At 68.9% G+C, this 19,294-nt stretch carries 15 protein-coding genes and 1 pseudogene; 8 read left to right on the top strand and 8 right to left on the bottom strand.

Features of this window, described 5'->3' with window-relative positions:
- Nucleotides 1-255 precede the first annotated feature (255 nt).
- Genes DFR72_RS30030 through DFR72_RS30040 form a run of 3 tightly spaced genes read left to right on the top strand, consistent with a single transcriptional unit; the run spans nt 256 to nt 3,834 of the window.
- Nucleotides 256-987, top strand: coding sequence for a 3-hydroxybutyrate dehydrogenase (locus DFR72_RS30030; protein WP_090069321.1), 732 nt, complete (start codon nt 256-258; stop codon nt 985-987).
- 10 nt (nt 988-997) lie between these two features.
- Nucleotides 998-2,290 (top strand): MFS transporter, encoded by a 1,293-nt coding sequence (locus DFR72_RS30035; protein WP_090069323.1) that lies wholly within the window; start codon nt 998-1,000, stop codon nt 2,288-2,290.
- Nucleotides 2,287-3,834 (top strand): helix-turn-helix domain-containing protein, encoded by a 1,548-nt coding sequence (locus tag DFR72_RS30040; RefSeq protein WP_245983633.1) that lies wholly within the window; start codon nt 2,287-2,289, stop codon nt 3,832-3,834. The genes DFR72_RS30035 and DFR72_RS30040 overlap by 4 nt, the downstream gene beginning before the upstream one ends.
- On the opposite strand, the gene DFR72_RS30045 is transcribed toward DFR72_RS30040, so the two are convergent.
- The 4 genes from DFR72_RS30045 to DFR72_RS30060 form a co-directional block, all read right to left on the bottom strand.
- Nucleotides 3,814-5,280: an APC family permease gene (locus DFR72_RS30045; protein WP_245983634.1), complete on the bottom strand. Its 1,467-nt coding sequence runs from the start codon at nt 5,278-5,280 to the stop codon at nt 3,814-3,816. The two genes, DFR72_RS30040 and DFR72_RS30045, sit on opposite strands and share 21 nt — an antisense overlap.
- Nucleotides 5,277-6,749 (bottom strand): GMC family oxidoreductase, encoded by a 1,473-nt coding sequence (locus tag DFR72_RS30050; RefSeq protein WP_177224613.1) that lies wholly within the window; start codon nt 6,747-6,749, stop codon nt 5,277-5,279. The genes DFR72_RS30045 and DFR72_RS30050 overlap by 4 nt, the downstream gene beginning before the upstream one ends.
- Nucleotides 6,746-8,203 (bottom strand): aldehyde dehydrogenase family protein, encoded by a 1,458-nt coding sequence (locus DFR72_RS30055; protein ID WP_090069327.1) that lies wholly within the window; start codon nt 8,201-8,203, stop codon nt 6,746-6,748. Before DFR72_RS30055 ends, DFR72_RS30050 begins: the two co-directional genes overlap by 4 nt.
- A gap of 80 nt (nt 8,204-8,283) precedes the next feature.
- Complete coding sequence (locus DFR72_RS30060) at nt 8,284-9,387, bottom strand: NAD(P)/FAD-dependent oxidoreductase (protein WP_090069329.1); 1,104 nt, start codon at nt 9,385-9,387, stop codon at nt 8,284-8,286.
- 319 nt (nt 9,388-9,706) lie between these two features.
- Here DFR72_RS30060 and DFR72_RS30070 point away from each other — a divergent pair, with 319 nt between their 5' ends.
- Nucleotides 9,707-10,477, top strand: coding sequence for an IclR family transcriptional regulator (locus DFR72_RS30070; protein ID WP_170176451.1), 771 nt, complete (start codon nt 9,707-9,709; stop codon nt 10,475-10,477).
- On the opposite strand, the gene DFR72_RS45070 is transcribed toward DFR72_RS30070, so the two are convergent.
- Entirely contained in the window at nt 10,474-10,701 is a 228-nt protein-coding gene (locus tag DFR72_RS45070) for a hypothetical protein (protein WP_143086855.1), read from the bottom strand. The genes DFR72_RS30070 and DFR72_RS45070 overlap by 4 nt on opposite strands.
- Complete coding sequence (locus DFR72_RS45075) at nt 10,662-11,213, bottom strand: hypothetical protein (protein WP_143086856.1); 552 nt, start codon at nt 11,211-11,213, stop codon at nt 10,662-10,664. The genes DFR72_RS45070 and DFR72_RS45075 overlap by 40 nt, the downstream gene beginning before the upstream one ends.
- Before the next feature lie 174 nt (nt 11,214-11,387).
- Between DFR72_RS45075 and DFR72_RS30085 the strand changes: the two genes are divergently transcribed.
- The 4 genes and pseudogenes from DFR72_RS30085 (at nt 11,388) to DFR72_RS30100 (ending at nt 15,605) form a co-directional block, all read left to right on the top strand.
- On the top strand, nt 11,388-13,754 hold the full coding sequence (locus DFR72_RS30085; RefSeq protein ID WP_090069337.1) for a GcvT family protein: 2,367 nt from the start codon (nt 11,388-11,390) through the stop codon (nt 13,752-13,754).
- The gene (gene solA / locus DFR72_RS30090; protein WP_090069339.1) at nt 13,751-14,857 is read left to right on the top strand and encodes an N-methyl-L-tryptophan oxidase; all 1,107 of its coding nucleotides are present in this window, start codon (nt 13,751-13,753) and stop codon (nt 14,855-14,857) included. Before DFR72_RS30085 ends, solA begins: the two co-directional genes overlap by 4 nt.
- A gap of 207 nt (nt 14,858-15,064) precedes the next feature.
- Nucleotides 15,065-15,286, top strand: a pseudogene (locus DFR72_RS47960) (SRPBCC family protein); the annotation flags it as partial.
- 40 nt (nt 15,287-15,326) lie between these two features.
- Nucleotides 15,327-15,605 (top strand): hypothetical protein, encoded by a 279-nt coding sequence (locus DFR72_RS30100; protein WP_090069341.1) that lies wholly within the window; start codon nt 15,327-15,329, stop codon nt 15,603-15,605.
- A gap of 3 nt (nt 15,606-15,608) precedes the next feature.
- Here DFR72_RS30100 and secA2 read toward each other — a convergent pair whose 3' ends face one another.
- Nucleotides 15,609-17,894, bottom strand: coding sequence for an accessory Sec system translocase SecA2 (gene secA2, locus DFR72_RS30105; RefSeq protein WP_090069343.1), 2,286 nt, complete (start codon nt 17,892-17,894; stop codon nt 15,609-15,611).
- A 95-nt stretch (nt 17,895-17,989) separates the two neighbouring features.
- Nucleotides 17,990-19,291 carry an MFS transporter gene (locus tag DFR72_RS30110; RefSeq protein ID WP_245983636.1) on the bottom strand — a complete coding sequence of 434 codons (1,302 nt, stop codon included), beginning with the start codon at nt 19,289-19,291 and terminating at the stop codon, nt 17,990-17,992.
- Nucleotides 19,292-19,294: the final 3 nt, after the last annotated feature.

Consider the following 19,294-nt stretch of genomic DNA (forward strand, 5'->3'; position numbering starts at 1 on the left):
CGACACGGCCTCCTGTGCGATGCCTTCGAGCTCGCGCAGGAGGTCGTCGTAAATGGGTGTTGCAGACATGGTGGTGCCCCCTCGTGCTGGCTGATCTTCCCCCGTTCAGGTGACGGGAGCTTACGCCTCTATACCCAGCTTCCCGGCACATATGCCTCCGAGACGCTAAATGTTGGCTAAAGCCATCTTGTGACCAGGCGTTATGTGGGCACGCCACATGTTGATCACGGCGGGTGACGCCTACCGTTTCCGGACATGTCGAGTGTCACGGGTCACAGCGCGCTGGTCACCGGAGCCGCGAGCGGCATCGGCCTGGCCTGCGCCCGCGCACTGGCCTCCGCGGGTGCCGAGGTCCACCTGGCCGACCGCGATCCCCAGGTCCTGGCGTTGGCCGAGGAGCTCGGCGGGGTCGGCCACGTGCTCGACCTCACCGGTTCCGTGGACGCGCTGCCCGGCGAGATCGACGTCCTGGTCAACAACGCCGGCGTGCAGCACGTCGCGCCCATCCACGAGTTCCCCGCCGAGCGCTTCTCGGCGATGGTCGAGCTCATGCTGGGCGCCGCGTTCCGGCTCACCCGGCACGTGCTGCCGCACATGTACTCGCGCGGCTGGGGCCGGCTCGTCCACATCTCCAGCGTGCACGGGATGCGCGCGTCCCCGTTCAAGTCCGCCTACGTCGCGGCCAAGCACGGCCTGGAGGGCTTCTCCAAGGTCGCCGCGCTGGAAGGTGCCCCGCACGGCGTGACGTCGAACTGCGTCGCGCCCGGCTACGTGCGGACCCCGTTGGTGGAGAGGCAGATCGCGGACCAGGCCAGGGTGCACGGCATCTCCGAGGCGGACGTCTCGTCGCAGATCTTCCTGCAGCGCAGCGCGGTGAAACGGCTGATCGAACCCTCCGAGGTCGCGGACGCCGTCCTGTGGTTGTGCGGCAACAGTTTTGTCACCGGTACTTCGTTGGCCGTCGATGGCGGCTGGTCAGCTCAATGAGGAGTTGTCGATGATCAAAAAAGTGGTAGGCGCCTCGCTCATCGGGACGACCGTCGAGTGGTACGACTTCTTCCTCTACGGTTCCGCGGCCGCCCTGGTGTTCAACAAGCTGTTCTTCCCGACCGCGGACCCGTTGACGGGCACGCTGCTCGCGTTCACCACCTACGCGATCGGCTTCCTGGCCCGGCCGTTGGGCGGCCTCGTCTTCGGCCACTTCGGGGATCGCCTGGGGCGCAAGAAGTTGCTGGTGTTGTCGTTGCTGCTGATGGGTGGCGCGACGATGCTGATGGGTGTGCTGCCGACGTACGCGTCGGTGGGTGTCCTGGCGCCGGTGCTGCTGACGCTGCTGCGGCTCGTGCAGGGCTTTGCGCTCGGTGGCGAGTGGGGCGGGGCCGTGCTGATCGTGTCGGAGCACGGTGACCCGAAGCGCCGCGGGTTCTGGGCGTCGTGGCCGCAGGCCGGTGTGCCGTGCGGGAACCTGCTCGCGACCGGTGTGCTGGCGGTGCTGGCGGCCGTGCAGTCCGACGAGGACTTCCTCGCGTGGGGCTGGCGGGTCCCGTTCCTGCTCTCCGGTGTGCTCGTGGTGATCGGGTTGTGGATCCGGCTGTCGGTGTCCGAGTCGCCGATCTTCCTGGCAGCACAGGAGAAGCGTGCGCAGGAGCCCGTGCAGGAGAAGGCGCCGGCGCTGGAGCTGCTCAAGCACAACTGGCGCGAGGTGCTGATCGCGATGGGCGCGCGGTTCGCCGAGAACGTGTCGTACTACGTGATCACGGCGTTCATCCTGGTCTACGTGGTGACCGGGCTCGGGTTGTCGAAGTCCGTGGGGCTCAACGCGGTGCTGATCGCGTCGGCCGTGCACCTGATCACGATCCCGGTGTGGGGCCACCTGTCCGACCGGTTCGGGCGGCGGTCGATCTACCTGGTCGGTGCGGTCGGCATGGCCGCGTGGATCTTCGCGTTCTTCGCGCTGCTCGACACCCGCGATCCCGTGCTGATCACGGTGGCGACGACGGTCGGCCTGGTGCTGCACGGCGCGATGTACGGGCCGCAGGCGGCGTTCTTCTCGGAGCTCTTCGGGACGCGGGTGCGGTACTCGGGCGCGTCGGTCGGCTACCAGCTGGCGTCCATCATGGCGGGTGCGCTGGCGCCCTTGATCGCAACGGCGTTGTTGCAGGCGTACAAGTCGTCGTTCCCCATCGCCGTCTACGTGTTGATCACCTGCGTGATCACCGTGGTCGCCATCGCGTTCGCCAAGGAGACCCGTGGTGCGGATCTGGAGGAACATGACAGGGTTGGGGTGTGACACGACGGCGTGAGGCCGAACTGGCGGCGTTGTTCGAGACCGCGTCCGAGCTCGCGGGCATGCGCGACCCGGACGCGGTTCTTCGCTCGATCGTGCGCAGGGCCCGGACCCTGCTCGGCACGGACGTCTCCTACCTGTCGATGAACGACCCGGCCGGCACCTACATGAGGGTGACGGACGGGTCGTTCTCGCCGTTGTTCCAGAAGGTCAGGCTGGGACTCGGCGAGGGACTGGGCGGGCTCGTCGCGCAGACCGCCCGGCCGTACGCGACGTCCGACTACTTCGCCGACGCCCGGTTCAACCACACGAACCCGATCGACTCGGCGGTGCACGACGAGGGCCTGACGGCCATCCTCGGTGTGCCGCTCAAGCTCGACTCGAAGGTCATCGGCGTGCTGTACGCGGCCGACCGGAGCCCGCGCGAGTTCCCCGCCGAGGAGGTCGCGCTGCTGCAGTCCCTGGCAGACCACGCGGCCATCGCGATCGACACGGCGTCGTTGTTCGCGACGATCCAGTCGCACAACGAGGCCATGAAACGCGCCGAGGAGGCACACGACCGGCTCACAGACCTCGTGCTGCGCGGTGGTTCCTCCGCCGAGGTCGCGGCCGCGGTGGGGGAGCTGCTCGGCGGGCCGGTCGAGGTGCTGGACGCCGTGCCTCCCGCCGCCGTGCGGGCGAACGGGCGGGCCGTGCTGCTGTCCGGCGTGTGGGTGTGCGCGGTGCTGGCCGGCTCGGAGCTGCTGGGTGGGATCGCTCTCTCGGGCCGCCCGGACCTGCCCGACGCGGACCGGCGGGTGTTCGAACGGTCGGCGGCGGTGACGGCGTTGCTGTTGCTGCTGCGCCGGACCGTGGCCGAGGCGGAGAACAAGGTCCGCGGAGAGCTGATCACCGACGTCCTGGACGGGCGCGACGCCGCCGGTCTGCTGGCGCGGGCACGCCGGGTCGGCGTCGAGCTGAGCGACCCGCACGTGGTGCTGGTGGCGGACGGGAACCTGTCCGGCGCCACGCACTACGCGTCCGTCCACAGGGGACTGGCCGGGTCGCGCGGCCGGGACGTCGTGCTGGCGTTGCCGTCGGTGTCCACCCACGTCGCCCGCGAGGTGGCGAAGGCGCTGGACGCGACGGTGGGGGCGTGCGGCCCGGTCGCGGGGCCGGTGGCGATCGCGGCGGCCTACGAGGAGGCGCGGCGGTGCCTGAAGGCGTTGCGGCAGCTGGGCCGCGACAAGGACGCCGCGACGATGGACGACCTCGGGTTCGTCGGCGTGCTGCTGGGCGACCGGGCGGACGTGTCCGGGTACGTGCGGTCGGTGCTCGGCCCGGTGCTCGACTACGACTCCGAACGCGGCACGGAACTGGTGCACACGCTGGAGGTCTACTTCCGCTGCGGCGCGAACCTCAGTCGCGCCAAGGCGGAGCTGCACCTCCACGTCAACACGGTCACGCAACGGCTCGACCGGGTCTCGTCGCTGCTCGGCGACTGGCAGTCGCCGGAGCGCGTGCTGGAGGTGCAGCTCGCCCTGCGCCTACTTCGCCTGCAGGGCTGACACGGGCACCGCGTCCCCGGCGGCCGCGTCGGAGTGGCCGAACGGCTTGGCGATGAGCATGTAGACCAGGCCGATGCCGACCACGAGCGCGCCGCTGAGGATCACGACGTAGTTGTCGTACCAGGGCGCGTCCGGGGTGCGCGGCCACACCATGTTCACCATCGCCGCGACGCCGTACGCGAGCGCCAGCACGTTGACGATCAGGCCCCACCGGCCGAGCGTGAACTCGCCGGACGGCGTCCAGCCCTTGAGCCGCGCCCGCAGCGCCGCGAACACGACCATCTGGAAGCCCAGGTAGATGCCGAGCGTCGCGAACGACACGATCTTGTCCAGCGCGTTCGTGGACAGCATCGACGCGAGCACGATGACCACCGGGATGACGCCGGCCAGCGCGAGCGCGTACGGCGGGATGTGGCGCTTCGGGTTGAACTTGGCGAGCGCCCCGTGCCCGAAGATCATCTTGTCGCGGGCGTAGGAGTAGGTCAGGCGGGACGCCGCCGCCTGCAGCGACATCGTGCAGGACAGGAACGAGATCAGCACGACACCGATCACGATCTTGTAGCCGACCGGGCCGAACGCGTTCGTCAGGACGTTCGTGACCGGGTCGGCGTCCTCGCCGCTGATGACCTTGCCGAAGTCCGGCACCGCCAGCAGCAGCGACAGGCACGCGAACGTGGCCGCCGCACCGCCGATGTAGATGGTGCGCCGCATGGCCTTCGGGATGACCCGGCCGGGGTCCTTGACCTCTTCCGCGGTGTCACCGCACGCCTCGAAACCGTAGTACTGGTAGAGACCGATGATGCCGGCCGCGAAGAACGCCGGCAGGTAGCTGCCCGATCCCTCCGCGCCGAAGCTGTCGAACAGGACGCCCAGGCCGTGCACGCGGTTGTCGACCAGCAGCCAGATGCCGACCACGAGCGCACCGACGATCTCCGCGGCGAACCCGAAGATCGCGGCCCACGACAGCACCTTCGTGCCCGCGTAGTTGATGAGCGTGGACACCACGACGATCGCGATCGCGCACAGCACCGTGTTGCCGACCGTGGCCGTGTAGCCGAGAAGTGTTGCCAGATAGGGGCCTGCGCCGTAACTGACGGACGCGATGGTGACCAGCAGGGCGATCATGTACACCCAGCCGGTCATCCACGCCCAGCGCTTGCCCCACAGGCGGCGCGCCCAGGGGTACACGCCGCCCGCGACCGGGTACTGCGCCACGAGCTCGCCGAAGATCAGCGCGACCAGGAACTGGCCGACGCCCGCGACGACGAAGCTCCAGATCATCGGCGGGCCGCCCAGGGCGAGGGCGACGCCGAACAGCGTGTACGTGCTGACCACGGGGGAGAGGTAGGTGAAGCCCAGCGAGAAGTTCGCCCAGGGACTCATGTCCCGCTTGAACTCCGAGGTGTAGCCGAGATCCTTGAGCCTGTCCTCGGCTGTCGCTGTCACCGTGCCTCCCTGATCAGGTCCGCGGCACGTTCTCCGATCATGAGAACCGTGACCATGGGGTTCACGGTCGGCATGGTCGGGAACACGGACGCGTCGACGACCCGGAGGCCTTCGAGCCCGATGACCTTCAGGTCACCATCCACAACGGACCCGATGGCACAGGTGCCCGCCGGGTGGTAGACGGTGTGGGCGGCGCGGCGGCCGTACTCCGACAGCGCCTCGTCGCTCGTGACGTCCGGGCCCGGCGCGATCTCCCGCTCGAGCCACGACTTCAGCGGCTCCTGCTCGGCGATCTGACGTGCGATCCGGAAGCCGTCGACGAGGGTCTGCTCGTCGTAGCCGTCGGGGTTGGTGAAGTAGCCGAAGTCGAGCGCCGGCTTCTCCGCGGGGTCGCTGGACTTCAGCCACAGCCTGCCCTTGCTGTGCGGCCGCGGGATGTTCGGTGTCATGCAGACTCCGTGCTGCACCGCCGGGTAGCCGAGGCGTTCGGTGTTGGTGGTGAACGGAATCTGGTAGAAGTGGAACATCAGGTCCGGCCGCGGGTCCGACTCGTCGCGCCGGATGAACAGGCCGGCGTCGGAGTCCATCACCGAGTTCTCCGGCAACGGCTTCGTGGTCTCCCAGACGATGACCGACTCCGGGTGGTCGAGCAGGTTCTCGCCGACGCCGGGCAGGTCGTGCCTGGGCTCGATGCCGATGCTGCTCAGGTGCTCCGCGTCGCCGATGCCCGAGAGCATCATGAGACGGGGCGTGTCGATAGCGCCCGCGCAGAGCAGGACCTCTTTGTCCGCCTCGATGTAGCCCTTGTCGGTGTGCACGCCGATCGCGCGGTTGCCGTCGAACTCGATCCGGCCCGCCCAGGTGTTCAGCAGCAGGGTCAGGTTCCCGCGCTCCAGGACCGGGTGCACGTAGGCGGTGCTGGCGCTGGACCGCTGGTTGTCCTTCTCCGGGTGGTAGGCGATGGAGAAGAAGCCGGCGCCGTCCTCGAACGGCGCGGCGTTGAAGTCGTCGATCTCCGGGACGCCCGTGGCCTGCTTCGCGGCGGCGACGAAGTCCTTGGCGATCGGGTTCCGGTCCTTCTCCACCACCGGGATGATGTTGAGCTGGACCTTGTCGTAGTACGGGCCGACCGCGTCCCACGTCCAGCCGTGGCCCCAGCCGTCGAGGTCCTGCGGCAGCGGCTGGAAGCAGATCAGCGTGTTGTGGCTGGAGCACCCGCCGAGCACCTTGGCGCGGCTGTGCCGGATGTGCGAGTTGCCGCGCGGCTGCTCGACCGTCGGGTAGTCGTAGTCGTACTCGGTCTCCAGCAGGTTGATCCAGTTGCGCAGGTTCAGGATCTTCTCGTCGCCGACGTCGGAGGGACCGCCCTCGATGACCGCGACCGTGACGTTCTCGTCCTCGGTGAGCCTCGCCGCGAGCACGCAGCCCGCCGTACCTCCGCCGACGATCACGTAGTCGTACGCGGTCACTGGGAGTCCCTTCGCGCGGAACCAGTACTGCGTGCGAACCAATTCTGGGCTTGAGGCTTCAGGTTCTGGTACACGTGCTTGGGCTCGGTGTACTCGTGCAGCCCCGCGGTGCCGAGCTCGCGGCCGACGCCGGAACGCTTGAAGCCGCCCCACTCCGCCTGCGGCAGGTACGGGCCGAACTCGTTGATCCAGACCGTGCCGTGGCGCAGCTTCTTCGCCACGCGCTGCGCCTTGTCCAGGTCCTGGCTCCAGACACCGCCGGCGAGGCCGTACTCGGTGTCGTTGCCGAGCCTGATCGCCTCGTCCTCGGTCTCGAAGCGCTCGGCGGTGATGATCGGGCCGAACGTCTCGTCCTGGACGAGCTTCATGTCCCTCGTGCAGTCCGCGTAGACGGTGGGGCGGAAGAAGAAACCGTTCTGCAGCTCGGGTTCCTCCGGACGCCTGCCGCCCGCCTTGAGGGTCGCGCCCTCCTGCCGGGCGATCTCGACGTAGCTCTCGACCTTGGCCCGGTGCTCGGCGCTGACGAGGGGACCGGACTCGGTGTCCTCGTCGAACCCGTTGCCCAGCTTGATGAGGTCGGCCCGGCGCGCGACCTCGGCCACGAAGTCGTCGTAGACGCTGGAGTGCACGATGAGCCGGGTGCCCGACGAGCAGACCTGGCCGGCGTGGAAGAACGCGGCGGTGAGCGCGTAGTCGACGGCGATGTCGATGTCGGCGTCCGCGAAGACGATGTTCGGGTTCTTGCCGCCGAGCTCGAGCGCGACCTTCTTCACGGTCTTCGCGGCCGACGCCATGATCCGCTGACCGGTCGCGAGGCTGCCGGTGAACGAGACCAGGTCGACGTCGGGGTGCTCGGCCAGCGGTGCGCCGACCTCCGGCCCGGTGCCGAGGACGATGTTCGCGACACCGTCGGGCAGCCCGGCCTCCTGCAGCAGCTCGAACAGCTTGATCGTCGTGAGTGGAGTGATCTCGCTGGGCTTGGCCACGATCGTGTTGCCCGCCAGCAGGGCGGGCGCGATCTTCCAGGACACCTGCAGCAGCGGGTAGTTCCACGGTGCGATCAGGCCGCAGACGCCGACCGGTTCGTAGTCGATGCGGCTGATGACGTCCGCCGGGACACCCTGGACGACCTTCGGGTGCAGCAGTCCGGCGAGGTTGCCGTAGTAGCGGAACACGGCGGCGACGTCGTCCACGTCGATGCGGCTCTCGACCAGCGTCTTGCCGGTGTCGAGAGTCTCGGTGCGGGCGATGTCCTCCTTGTCGCGGTTCAGAAGGTCCGCGACGCGGTTCAGCACGGCGGCGCGGTGTTCGGGGCTGGAGTGCTGCCAGTCGCCGTGGTCGAAGGCGTTTCTCGCTCTGGCGATCGCTGCCACGGCCTGGTCGCGGGTCTGCTCCTCGACCTCGGTGATGACGCTCTGGTCGAAGGGGTTGATGATCTGCCGCACCGGCGACACGGACTGCCTCCCTGATTCGTGTGTCCACGAAGGACACTCGGGTGTATCCGGTCGCCGCTGGCGGTAAACCGTGACGACCGTTACTTCAGACTCCGGCGGAGCCGGGTGAAGAGTCGTGCGTTGCTCATGGCCACGATGCCCACGACGTCGTCCGGGTTGTCACCGTCCCGATAGGTCGCCACGAACTTCCTGTCCTCGATGGACCCATCTTCTACGCGAACGTCCTCCGTCGCTCGCCCGATGAACTGGATCCGCACGCCGTACTGGTCGGACCAGACATAACCGCCGTGCGTGTGCGTCGCGACGGTCTCGCCCGCGAGCAGGTTCCGCGTGGCGATCTGTGCCTGTTCGGTCGCGCTCGTCCAGTGCTCGGCACGGTGCCCGGCGCAGTTCGCGACATCGCCGACGGCGACGACGTTGCGCAGGTTCGTCACGCCGCCCGCGTCGCACAGGACGCCGTTGCCGACGTTGACCGGTCCGCCGGTGAGCCAGTCCGTCGCCGGGCGCGCACCGATGCCGGCGACGACGACGTCGGCGCCGACGACACGGCCGTCCGCGAGGTTGATTCCGCCGTCGACGTTGACCGAGTCAACGTTGATGCCCGTGATCAACGTTGATCCATGGTCGCCGTGCAGATGTCCACATGCAGCACCCATCTCGGCGCCCAGCACGCGCGTGAGAGGCGTGGGGAGCGCCTCGACGACGGTGACGTCCTTGCCCAGGGCGCGCGCACTGGAGGCGATCTCCGCCCCGATGAAGCCGGCGCCGATGACGCCGATGTGCTGCGCGGTGCCGAACGCCTCGCGGAGCTTGATCGCGTCGTCCAGCGTGCGCAGGACGTGCGTGCCGGGGATCGTGCGCGGCAGACCGCCGGTCGCGATGACGATGCCGTCGGCCTCGACCGTTGTGTCGTCGCTGAGCGAGACCTCCCGGCTGGAGAGCAACCCGGTCGCCCGCACGCCCAGTCGCCACTCCGCGCCCAGCGCGTCGAGGTCCTCCTGGTCCGCGAGCGGCACCGCCTCGACCTTGCCGAGGAGGAAGTCCTTCGAGAGAGGAGGCCGGTCATAGGGGAGGTGGACTTCATCGCCGACGATGACGATCCGCCCGTCGAACCCCTGCTGGCGCAGTGCCTGCGCCGACCTCAGACCGGCGAGTGAGGCGCCGATGATCGCGATCGTCTTCACGCCACGTCCCTGTTCACTTCGGCATCGACATAGACCTCTCCATCTTCCACATGGAGGGGACAGGTCCTCACCGGCCCAATGGCGGGCAGACAAGCCGGCTCACGGGTGCGAAGGTCGGGGCTCGCGGCGTGCGCGCGAGGACCGACGATGCGAACCGTCTCCCCTGGGGGCAGGTCCGTGAGAGCGCAGGCGCGGATCATCGTCGGCCTCCGTTGCGTAAAACGGCACACGTTCCGAATGACGCAACACAATGTGCGGCTCGGACGACCCGCCGTCAAGAGTCCAGCCGGTTGTTTTGCCTGCCGGTTACTGTTGCGCGATGAGCAACTCCGACTCGGCAGCTCAGGTGCAGTCCGTGGACAGAGCCATCAGCGTGCTCGAACTGCTGGCGCAGGGCGAGGCCGGTATCACCGAAATCGCTGGTGAGCTGGGTGTGCACAAGTCCACGGTGTCCAGACTCGTCTCCGTGCTGGAGTCGCGTGGCCTGGTGGAGCAGCTCGGTGAAAGGGGCAAGTACGCCATCGGTTTCGGGGTGGTGCGCCTGGCCGGCGCTGCCACCGGTCGCATGGACCTGACCAAACTCGGCCAGCCCGTCTGCCAGACCCTCGCCGACTCCTTCGGCGAGACCGTCAACATCGCCGTGCACGACGCCGGCGTCGCCATCAACATCACCCAGGCCCGCGGCTCCGCGGCCGTCTCCGCCGTCAACTGGATCGGCCAGCGCACGCCCCTGCACGCCACGTCGTCCGGCAAGGTCCTGCTCGCCTACCTGCCGGCGGACGAGCGCAAGCGCTTGGCGTCGTTGCCGCTCGACTCCTACACCGAGCACACCGTCGTGGAGGCGTCACAGCTGCTCGCGGAACTGGAGGAGGTCGCGGAACAGGGGTACGCGGCGTGCTTCGAGGAGCTCGAACTGGGTCTGCACGCGGTCGCCGTCCCGGTGCGCGGGCACCGCGGCGAGGTGGTCGCGGCGATGAGCGCGTCCGGGCCGTCGTACCGGTTGTCGCGGGAACGGGTCCGCCAGATCGTGCCCACGATGTCGACGGCGGCGGCGGACCTCTCGTCGCAGCTCGGCTACTTCGCGGGCTAGTACCAGTCCGGAGCGACCCAGCGCCAGTCGTCGAGATCCGGCCAGAGGGCCTTGAGGCGGGGGACCAGCGTGCCGCTGACCTCCACCGTCCAGTGGTGTGACGCGTAGACGACCCAGTCGAGCGTCTCGTCGGTCCACACGGCCTCGACGCCGGTGTAGAACGGTTCGATCAGGTCGGCATCGATCAGGGAGCCCGCTGTGCCGGGTTCCCTGATCTCGACCACGCGATGAGGGCTCCTCTCCCGCAGTGCCCTGCGCATCGGCTCGACGCCGGGGCCGTCGTCCCACATCGCGGGGGTCTGCAGCACCAGCAGGCCCTCCGGCACGTCGCCGTCGATCTGCGGGTCCCACAACGGCCGCCTGCTGCCCAGCGCTCCTCGATCCGGCGGGCCCACGACGCGGCCTCGTCCTCGCCGAACACGCGGCGGTACGGCAGCGGCTCGACCACGAGGTCGCGGTCGACCCAGTTCCTGACCGACTCGCGGAACCGCTCGCGTTCCGCACTGATCGCGTCCCGCTCGCCGCTGTCGGAGGGCCAGCGGTCCAGCGGGGCCGACGCGGCCGTGGCGAGGGCGGCGGCGAGCGTCCTGGGCGGCGGCAGGTCGTCGCGGTCGAGGCGGTCGACCGCCTTCTGGATCGTCAGCGCGGCGCTGGTGCCGCCGTGTCCGGACGGCAGCTTCTCGATGCGGCTCATCAGGTACCGGCGCGCCATCGTGTGCAGGCTGACGGAGTCCATGCGCGGATCGTGCTGGACGTTCGCGGCGCCACCCTCCTCATTCGTCCGGTTTCACAGGCCGTTCGACACCCGGTGGCGCGAACGGCGGTCTTGACAGCCGGACGCCCTGGCCGCAGCTTGTTGCTGATAGCGGAACGAGTTCTGTTACTCGCAACTGCGGCGAAGGGTGTCCTGATGCCTGGTGCAGTGCCTCGCGTGGTGCTCGTGGGGGCGGGGATCGTCGGGTGCGCGCTGGCCGACGAGCTGACGGAACGGGGCTTCACCGACGTCACGGTCCTCGACCAGGCGGCGGGGGTCGCGGTGGGCGGGTCCAGTGGTCACGCGCCCGGCCTGGTGTTCCAGACCAACTCGTGCCGCAGCATGACCGCCTTCGCCCGCTACACCGTCGAGAAGTACGTGGAACTGGGCTGCTTCGACCAGGTCGGCGGCCTGGAGATCGCCACCAGCCCCGAGCGGCTCGCGGACCTGAGCCGCAGGCACGGCTGGGCCACGTCGTGGGGAGTGGAGAGCCGGCTGATCGACGCGGACGAGGTCGCGCGCCTGCACCCGTTGCTGGACCGGGACCAGCTGCTCGGCGGGTTCCTGATCCCGAGTGACGGACTCGCGCGGCCAGTTCAAGCCGCCGAGGTCCAGGCGCGGCGGGCGATCGAGCGCGGGGCGCGGTTCGAGTTCGGGCAGAAGGTCGTCGCGGTCGAGAGCTCGGGCGACCGGGTCACCGGCGTGCGGACCGAAACCGACGTGTTCCCGGCCGACGTCGTCGTGTCGTGCGCCGGGATGTGGGGCCCGCTGCTGGGCGAGATGGTCGGGCTGACCGTCCCGCTCGTGCCGATGGCCCACCAGTACGTGTTCACGCGCGACCTGGACGCCGACGCGGAGGCGTTGGCGCGCCAGCCGATCCTGCGGCACCAGGAAGCCGACCTGTACTTCCGCTCGCACGGCAAGGCGCTGGGCATCGGCGCGTACGGGCACCGGCCCATGCCCATCGCCGCGCGCGACATCACCGGCTCGGAGCTGCCGTTCACCGAGGTGGACTTCGAGGCGTCCTGGGCGTCGGCCGTCGAGCTGATCCCGGCGCTGGCACAGGCCGGGGTGGACCGCGGGTTCAACGGGCTGTTCTCGTTCACCGGCGACGGGATGCCGTTGCTGGGCGAGCACCCGGCGCTGCGCGGCTTCTGGGTGGCGGAGGCGGTGTGGATCACGCACTCCGCGGGCGTGGCGCGGTCGGTGGCCGAGTGGATCGTGGACGGGCAGCCGGAGCTGGACCTGCACTCCAGCGACCTCAACCGGTTCGAGCAGGTGCAGCTGGCGCCCGACTACGTGCTGGAACGCAGCTGCCAGAACTTCGTCGAGGTCTACGACGTGCTGCATCCGTTGCAACCCATGGAGAGCCCTCGGCCGATCCGCACGAGCCCGTTCCACGGCAGGCAGCAGGAGCTCGGCGCGTTCTTCCTGGAGGCGTCGGGCTGGGAGCGGCCGCACTGGTTCGAGGCCAACGCCGGCCTGCCCGAGGTCGCCGAGGTGCCCACGCGGAACGAGTGGGCGAGCCGGTTCTGGTCGCCGATCTGCGGGGCCGAGGCGCTGGTGACGCGCAAGCGGGTCGCGCTGTTCGACATGACGCCGTTGAAGCGGCTGGAGGTCGGCGGGCCGGGAGCGCTGGAGTTCCTGCAGCGCATGACGACCAACAACCTCGACCGCAAGCCCGGTGCCGTCGTCTACACGCTGCTGCTGGACGAACAGGGCGGCGTGCGCAGCGACCTGACGATCGCCCGGCTCGGCGCGACGACGTTCCAGGTCGGTGCGAACGGCAACCTCGACCTCGACTGGCTCACCCGGCACGCCCCGGACGACGTCTTCATCAGGGACATCACGGCCGGAACGTGCTGCATCGGCCTGTGGGGCCCGTTGGCACGCGATCTCGTCAACGACATCTCGCACACCCTGGACACGCGGAAGGGTTACTTCACCGCGCAGAGGGCGTTCATCAAGAACGTCCCGGTGACGGCGCTGCGACTGTCCTATGTGGGCGAACTGGGCTGGGAGCTCTACACCACCGCCGACCTCGGCCCGAAGCTGTGGGACACGCTGTGGGAGGCCGGGCAGCGGCACGGGGTCATCGCGGCCGGGCGCGGCGCGTTCACCAGCCTGCGCCTGGAGAAGGGCTACCGGTCGTGGGGCACGGACGTGACGACCGAGCACGACCCGTTCGAGGCGGGACTCGGGTTCGCGGTGCGCCAGGACAAGGAGTTCCTCGGCAAGGGATCGCTGCACAACCTCACCTCGACCAAGAAGCTCACCTGCCTCACGATCGACGACCCGCACAGCGTCGTGCTGGGCAGCGAACCCGTGTTCCACCAAGGCGAACCGGTCGGCTACGTCACGAGTGCCGCCTACGGCTACACGACCGGCCTCAACATCGCCTACGCCTGGCTGCCCAGTGAGATCGACGACGAGGTCGAGATCGAGTACTTCGGTCAGAAGGTCAAGGCCCGCCCGGCTCAGGAGCCGTTGTTCGACCCCGAGATGAAGAGGCTCCGCGGATGACCTACGACGTCGTCGTCATCGGGCTCGGCGGCATGGGCAGCGCCGCCGCGTACCGGCTCGCCCAGCGCGGGAAACGAGTGCTGGGACTGGAGAGGTTCACGCCCGCGCACGCGCTGGGGTCGAGCCACGGCGGGTCGCGCATCACGCGGCAGGCCTACTTCGAGGACCCCGCGTACGTGCCGTTGCTGCTGCGGGCCCACGAGATGTGGGACCAGGTCGAGCGGGACAGCGGTGAACGGATCTTCCACCGCGTCGGCGGAATCATCGTCGGCGATCCGGACAGCGGCGCCATCACGGGTAGCCGGGCGAGCGTCGAGCAGTTCGGTCTGACACACGAACTGCTCGACGCGTCCCGAATCCGCGAGCGCTTCCCCGCCCTGCGGCCGGCGCCGGACGAGATCGGGCTGTACGAACCCGGCGCGGGCTTCGTCGTGCCGGAGACGTCCGTCGCGGCCCACCTGGCGCTCGCCCGTCGTGCGGGTGCCGACCTGCGCTTCGAGGAGCCGGTGACGCACTGGGAGCCTGGCAGGGTCACCACGACCCGTGGCAGCTACGAGACCGGGCACGTCGTCCTGTGCCCTGGCCCGTGGGCACCGGATCTGCTGGGAGATCTGCAGATCCCGTTCGAGGTCGAACGCCAGGTCCAGTTCTACTTCACCCCGGACGAGCCGCTCGCCGGCTACCCGGTCTACATCTGGGACCGCGCGGACGGCACGGGCTTCTACGGCTTCCCCGAGCACGACGGCGCGGCGAAGGTCGCGTTCCACCACGGCGGCGAGATCTGCACGCCCGAGACGATCGACCGCACGGTGCACGCCCGCGAGGTCGAGGCGATCGCGGCCGCCACCAGGTCCCCGATGCCCGGCCTCGCCGGCACGTTCCAACGCGCCGCGACCTGCATGTACACCAACACCGCCGACCGGCACTTCGTCATCGCCCGCCACCCGGAGCACGACGGCGTGACCGTGGCGTGCGGTTTCTCGGGGCACGGCTTCAAGTTCGTGCCCGTCGTCGGCGAGATCCTCGCCGACCTCGCGATCGACGGGGCCACGCGGCACCCGATCACCCTGTTCGACCCCGCTCGTCTGAGAGGCGGAGCATGACCGGCAGGTGTTTCAGTGCTTTTACCACGCCTGGACCTGTGCGTTGGACGGCAACCTGATCGCCGCACCCGATCTCACCTCAATGCCGGACGTCGATCGCGTTGAGTGCGGACTCGCCGAATGCATCTGCGCGAATGGCTCGGCTGCGCCTGGGTGAACCTCGCCGAGAATCTCGCGACAGGAAGTACCACGCCACCACCGGGTGCGGATTGGCTCTACGTCAAGGAAGTGGTCGACACCGGCCGTGACGTCTCTCGCTCGGTCGAGCTGTTCCACCGGGTGAACGAACAGGACTTCGAAGCCTGCGAGCGATGTCAGCCGGCGATGGCCTCACGCGCCAACGCGCATGGTGGGGCGCTGGTGCCCTCGGAGCACCACATCGGCGGTTTCCACGACTGGCTCGTCCGAAAACTCGAATCAGCCGACTAGGGGATCGACTCGTCACCCGTGCACGCGAAAGCTTGCACAGGTGATTGAACAAGCCGACTTCCTGTTCCCGAACGGGGAACACGAGCATTTGCGACGCATCCGGCTGCTGGCCGAGCGCGCGGAACGGACGGCACACGACAGGTCCAACTTCGTCGGACCACCGCCGTCGCAGGAGCACCTCGACATCCTCGCGGAGATCAAGAAGCTGACCGCCGAGATGACCGGGGCCGCCACGACGCCTGCGAACGCCAGACGGGCCGGGACTGTGCCCCGGCCCGCCAGACCGGCGGACGACCTCGTCGTCCCCGGGAAGAAGTGACCGTCAGCGGCGCTGCCCGCGGACCATCTTGACGAGACCCTTCATCGACTCCTCCAGTCCGGAGCCGAACGGGTTGTCGTGCACCAGGTACGTCCACGTCGAACTCGGGCGCTTGACCCCGGCGTCGGCGAGGTCGTAGCCGTCGTCGGTGATCTTGGCCGCCTCGTACTTCTCCGAGGTGCGCTCCCACGACTCCGGCACGATCTTGTTGAACGCCGGGATGGCCTCGCGGTGGAACTCGTCCAGCGGGTTCTGCCGCGCCAGCGCACGCAGGTGGATGCCCTCGCGCAGGTCCGACAGGAACGTCAGGTGGTGCGTCCACAGGTCGTCCAGGAAGAACAGCGTGATCTTGCGGGCGGCGTCGGAGGCCACCTCGTCGGACACGCCTTCCTTCTTCCCGACCTTCTCGAACGCCGCGTCGGTGCGCAGCACGACGTCGCGGTGCTTGAGCAGGATGTCGCGCTGGTGCTCGATCAGCTTGTTGTAGCGCCAGGTGTTGCGGTGGATCTCCAGGTTCACGCCCTCGGCCACGCGCTGGGCGTGCTCGAAGGTGTGCAGCAGGCCCTTGTCGTGCACCCGGCCGTCGTTGTCCACTTCGGACGGGTCCTCGGCGTCCGGCGCGTACTGGGTGATCAGCTCGTCCTGCATGGACGAGAAGAACACCGAGCCGCCGGGGTCGCCCTGACGGCCCGCGCGGCCTCGCAGCTGGTCGTCCAGGCGTGACGACGAGTGGCGCCCGGAGCCGATCACGTACAGGCCGCCGAGCTCGGCGATCCGGTCGTGGTCCTCACCCTCGTGGCCACCGAGGCGGATGTCCGTACCGCGGCCGGCCATCTGGGTCGAGACCGTGATGCGCTGGTACGAACCGGCGTCCGCGATGATCGACGCCTCCTCGGCGTCGTTCTTCGCGTTGAGCACCACGCACTCGATGCCGGCGGCGCGCAGCTTGGAGGAGATCCGCTCCGACTCGGCGACGTCGAGCGTGCCGACGAGGATCGGGCGACCGGTCTCGTGGACGGTCTTGATCTCCTCGACGATCGCGTCTTCCTTCTGCTCCAGCGTCGCGTAGAGGCGGAAGTGCTCGTCCTCGCGGATGTTCTCCTTGTTCGGCGGGATCACGAGCACTTCCAGCTCGTAGAACTCCCGCAGCGTCTCGGCGACGGCGACGGCGGTACCGGTCATGCCGCAGCGCGTCGGGTAGCGCGACAGCAGCGCCTGCACCGTCATCGAGTCGAGGATCTCGCCCGACTCGGTCGTCTGGACGTTCTCCTTGGCCTCGACCGCGGCCTGCAGGCCGTCCGGCCACCGCTGCAGCTTCGCGACACGGCCACGCGTGTCGTTGATCAGGTGCACCTTGCCGTCACGCACGATGTAGTCGACGTCGCGGTGCAGCAGCACCTGCGCGTGCAGCGCCACGTTCACCTTCGACAGCGTGGACGTGACGTGCTCCTGCGAGTACAGGTCGATCTCGCCGAGCGCCCGCTCGACGGCCTCGGAGCCCGCACCCGTGAGGAAGACGTTGCGCTCCTCGTCGTCGATCTCGTAGTGCAGGTTCTGGCGCAGCCTCTTCACCAGGTCGGCGATGACGGGGTCGGCCGCCTCCGAGCTGGTCGAGCCGGCCAGCACGAGCGGCACGCGGGCCTCGTCGACGAGCACCGAGTCGGCCTCGTCGATGAGCGCGACCTCCGGCTCGGGGACGATCAGGTCGTCGGGGCTCGTGGCGATCCGGTCGCGCAGGATGTCGAAGCCGATCTCGCTGACCGGCGCGTACGTGACCTCGCACTGGTAGGCCTCGCGGCGCTCCTCGGCCTTCGAGCTGCCGTTGATCCAGCCGGAGGTGACGTCGAGCAGCCCGTACAGCGGGCCCATCCACTCCGCGTCGCGCTGGGCGAGGTAGTCGTTGACGCTGACCACGTGGACGCGCTTGCCCTTGATCGCGAACCCGGCCGCGGCCATGGCGCCCGCGAGCGTCTTGCCCTCACCGGTCGCCATCTCGACGACGAGCCCGCTGAGCATGCCGAGCGCACCCAGCACCTGCACGTCGAACGGACGCTGCCCGATGGCTCGTTCCGCGGCCTCCCGCGTGAGGGCCACGAGCTCGGTGTCCGTGTTCTCCCCGCGCAGCTTCTTGGCGTGGGCCGTCAGCTCCTCGTCGCTGAACGCCTTGAACTTCTCGGCGTGTTTCTCCACGTCCGCGAGCATTGCCTGGAACGGGGCGAGGTCGACTGAGCCCGGTTTCTGCGCGAACCTGCGCATCCGCTGCTTGAGGCGCGCCATGAGAGTGGTCACGACGCGCCAACGTACGGCATCGGCTCCAGGTTCCGCAGAGGTCTTGACTGTGAAGGCCCGATTTGTCTGTTGCATCGGGCCTTCACAGCCTCTGATCAGGCCCGTTCCGGCTGGTGCGTCTCCGGCAACTTGAACACCGACACCAGCGTGAACAGACCCATGACCAGCAGGAACGCCGACACGGACATCGAGGTCCCGGTCGCCCCCAGCAGCGCCGTCATGACGAACGGCGTGCCGCCGCTGACCAGGATCGACGCCAGTTGGTACGCGAGAGAAGCACCCGAGTACCGCACGTGCGCCTCGAACAGTTCACCCAGGTAGGCGGCGATCGGCCCGTACACGAGAGAGGACGCGATGCCTCCGACCGTGTTCGCGACGAACAGCAACACCAGCGAGGCCGTGTCCACGAGCAGGAAGTACGGGAACGCCCACACGATCATGCCGATGGTGCCCGCGATGATCAGCGGGCGGCGCCCGAGGCGGTCCGACGCGTGCCCGGCCCAGAGGATGACCGGGATGCTCACGAGAGACGACAGCATGCTGACGACCAGCACCGACTCGCGCGCCAACCCGAGCGTGGTGGTCGCATAGGACAGGACGCCCGCGATCGACACGTAGAAGATCGCGTTGGACGCGAACATCAGGCCGGCGCCGAGCAGGATCGGCTTGCGGTGGGTCCGCAGAGCCTCCTTCAACGGTGCCTGCGCCACGACCGGTCCCGTCGCACGGCGTTGCTGCAACTCACGGAAGACCGGGCTGTCCTCGACCTTGAGCTGGATGAACAGCACCACGGGGAAGAGGAGCGCGCTCGCGAGGAACGGCACGCGCCACCCCCACGACGCGAACGCCTCAGGCGAGAGAGACGTCGTGGCGCTGATGAAGGCGACGTTGCCCAGCAGCACGCCGATCGGAACGCCGGCCTGACCGAACGTGCCCGCGAAGCCGCGCTTCTTCGGCCCCGCGGTCTCGGTCAGCAGCAGGACCACGCCGCCCCACTGCCCGCCGACCGCGATGCCCTGCAGGAAGCGCAGCAGCACCAGCAGGATCGGCGCGCCGACGCCGATGGACGCCGTCGTGGGCAGCAGGCCGATGAGGAACGTCGCCGCCGCCATCAGCCCGAGGCAGATGACCAGCGCCGGCTTGCGGCCGACCTTGTCGCCGACGTGCCCGAACACCAGGCCGCCGAGCGGGCGCGCGATGAAGCCCGCCCAGAAGGTGCTGAAGGACAGGAGCAACGCCACGATCGGCGTCGCCTCGGGGAAGAACAGTTTCGGGAACACCAATGCCGCGGCGGTCGCGTAGATGAAGAAGTCGTACCACTCGAGACTCGAACCGACCAGCCCGGCTGCCATGAGCCGGCGTAAGGTCTTCTGTTCCGCAGGGGCGACGCTGACCACGGA

The sequence above is a fragment of the Lentzea flaviverrucosa genome (genome assembly GCF_003350445.1).
In the GTDB taxonomy this organism is placed as follows: domain Bacteria; phylum Actinomycetota; class Actinomycetes; order Mycobacteriales; family Pseudonocardiaceae; genus Lentzea; species Lentzea californiensis.

Bases quoted from the DNA above. Each gene is read 5' to 3' on its own strand.
- DFR72_RS30030 (WP_090069321.1), top strand. From the start codon at position 256: ATGTCGAGTGTCACGGGTCACAGCGCGCTGGTCACCGGAGCCGCGAGC.
- DFR72_RS30035 (WP_090069323.1), top strand. From the start codon at position 998: ATGATCAAAAAAGTGGTAGGCGCCTCGCTCATCGGGACGACCGTCGAG.
- DFR72_RS30070 (WP_170176451.1), top strand. From the start codon at position 9,707: ATGAGCAACTCCGACTCGGCAGCTCAGGTGCAGTCCGTGGACAGAGCC.
- DFR72_RS45075 (WP_143086856.1), bottom strand. From the start codon at position 11,213: ATGGACTCCGTCAGCCTGCACACGATGGCGCGCCGGTACCTGATGAGC.
- DFR72_RS30085 (WP_090069337.1), top strand. From the start codon at position 11,388: ATGCCTGGTGCAGTGCCTCGCGTGGTGCTCGTGGGGGCGGGGATCGTC.
- solA (WP_090069339.1), top strand. From the start codon at position 13,751: ATGACCTACGACGTCGTCGTCATCGGGCTCGGCGGCATGGGCAGCGCC.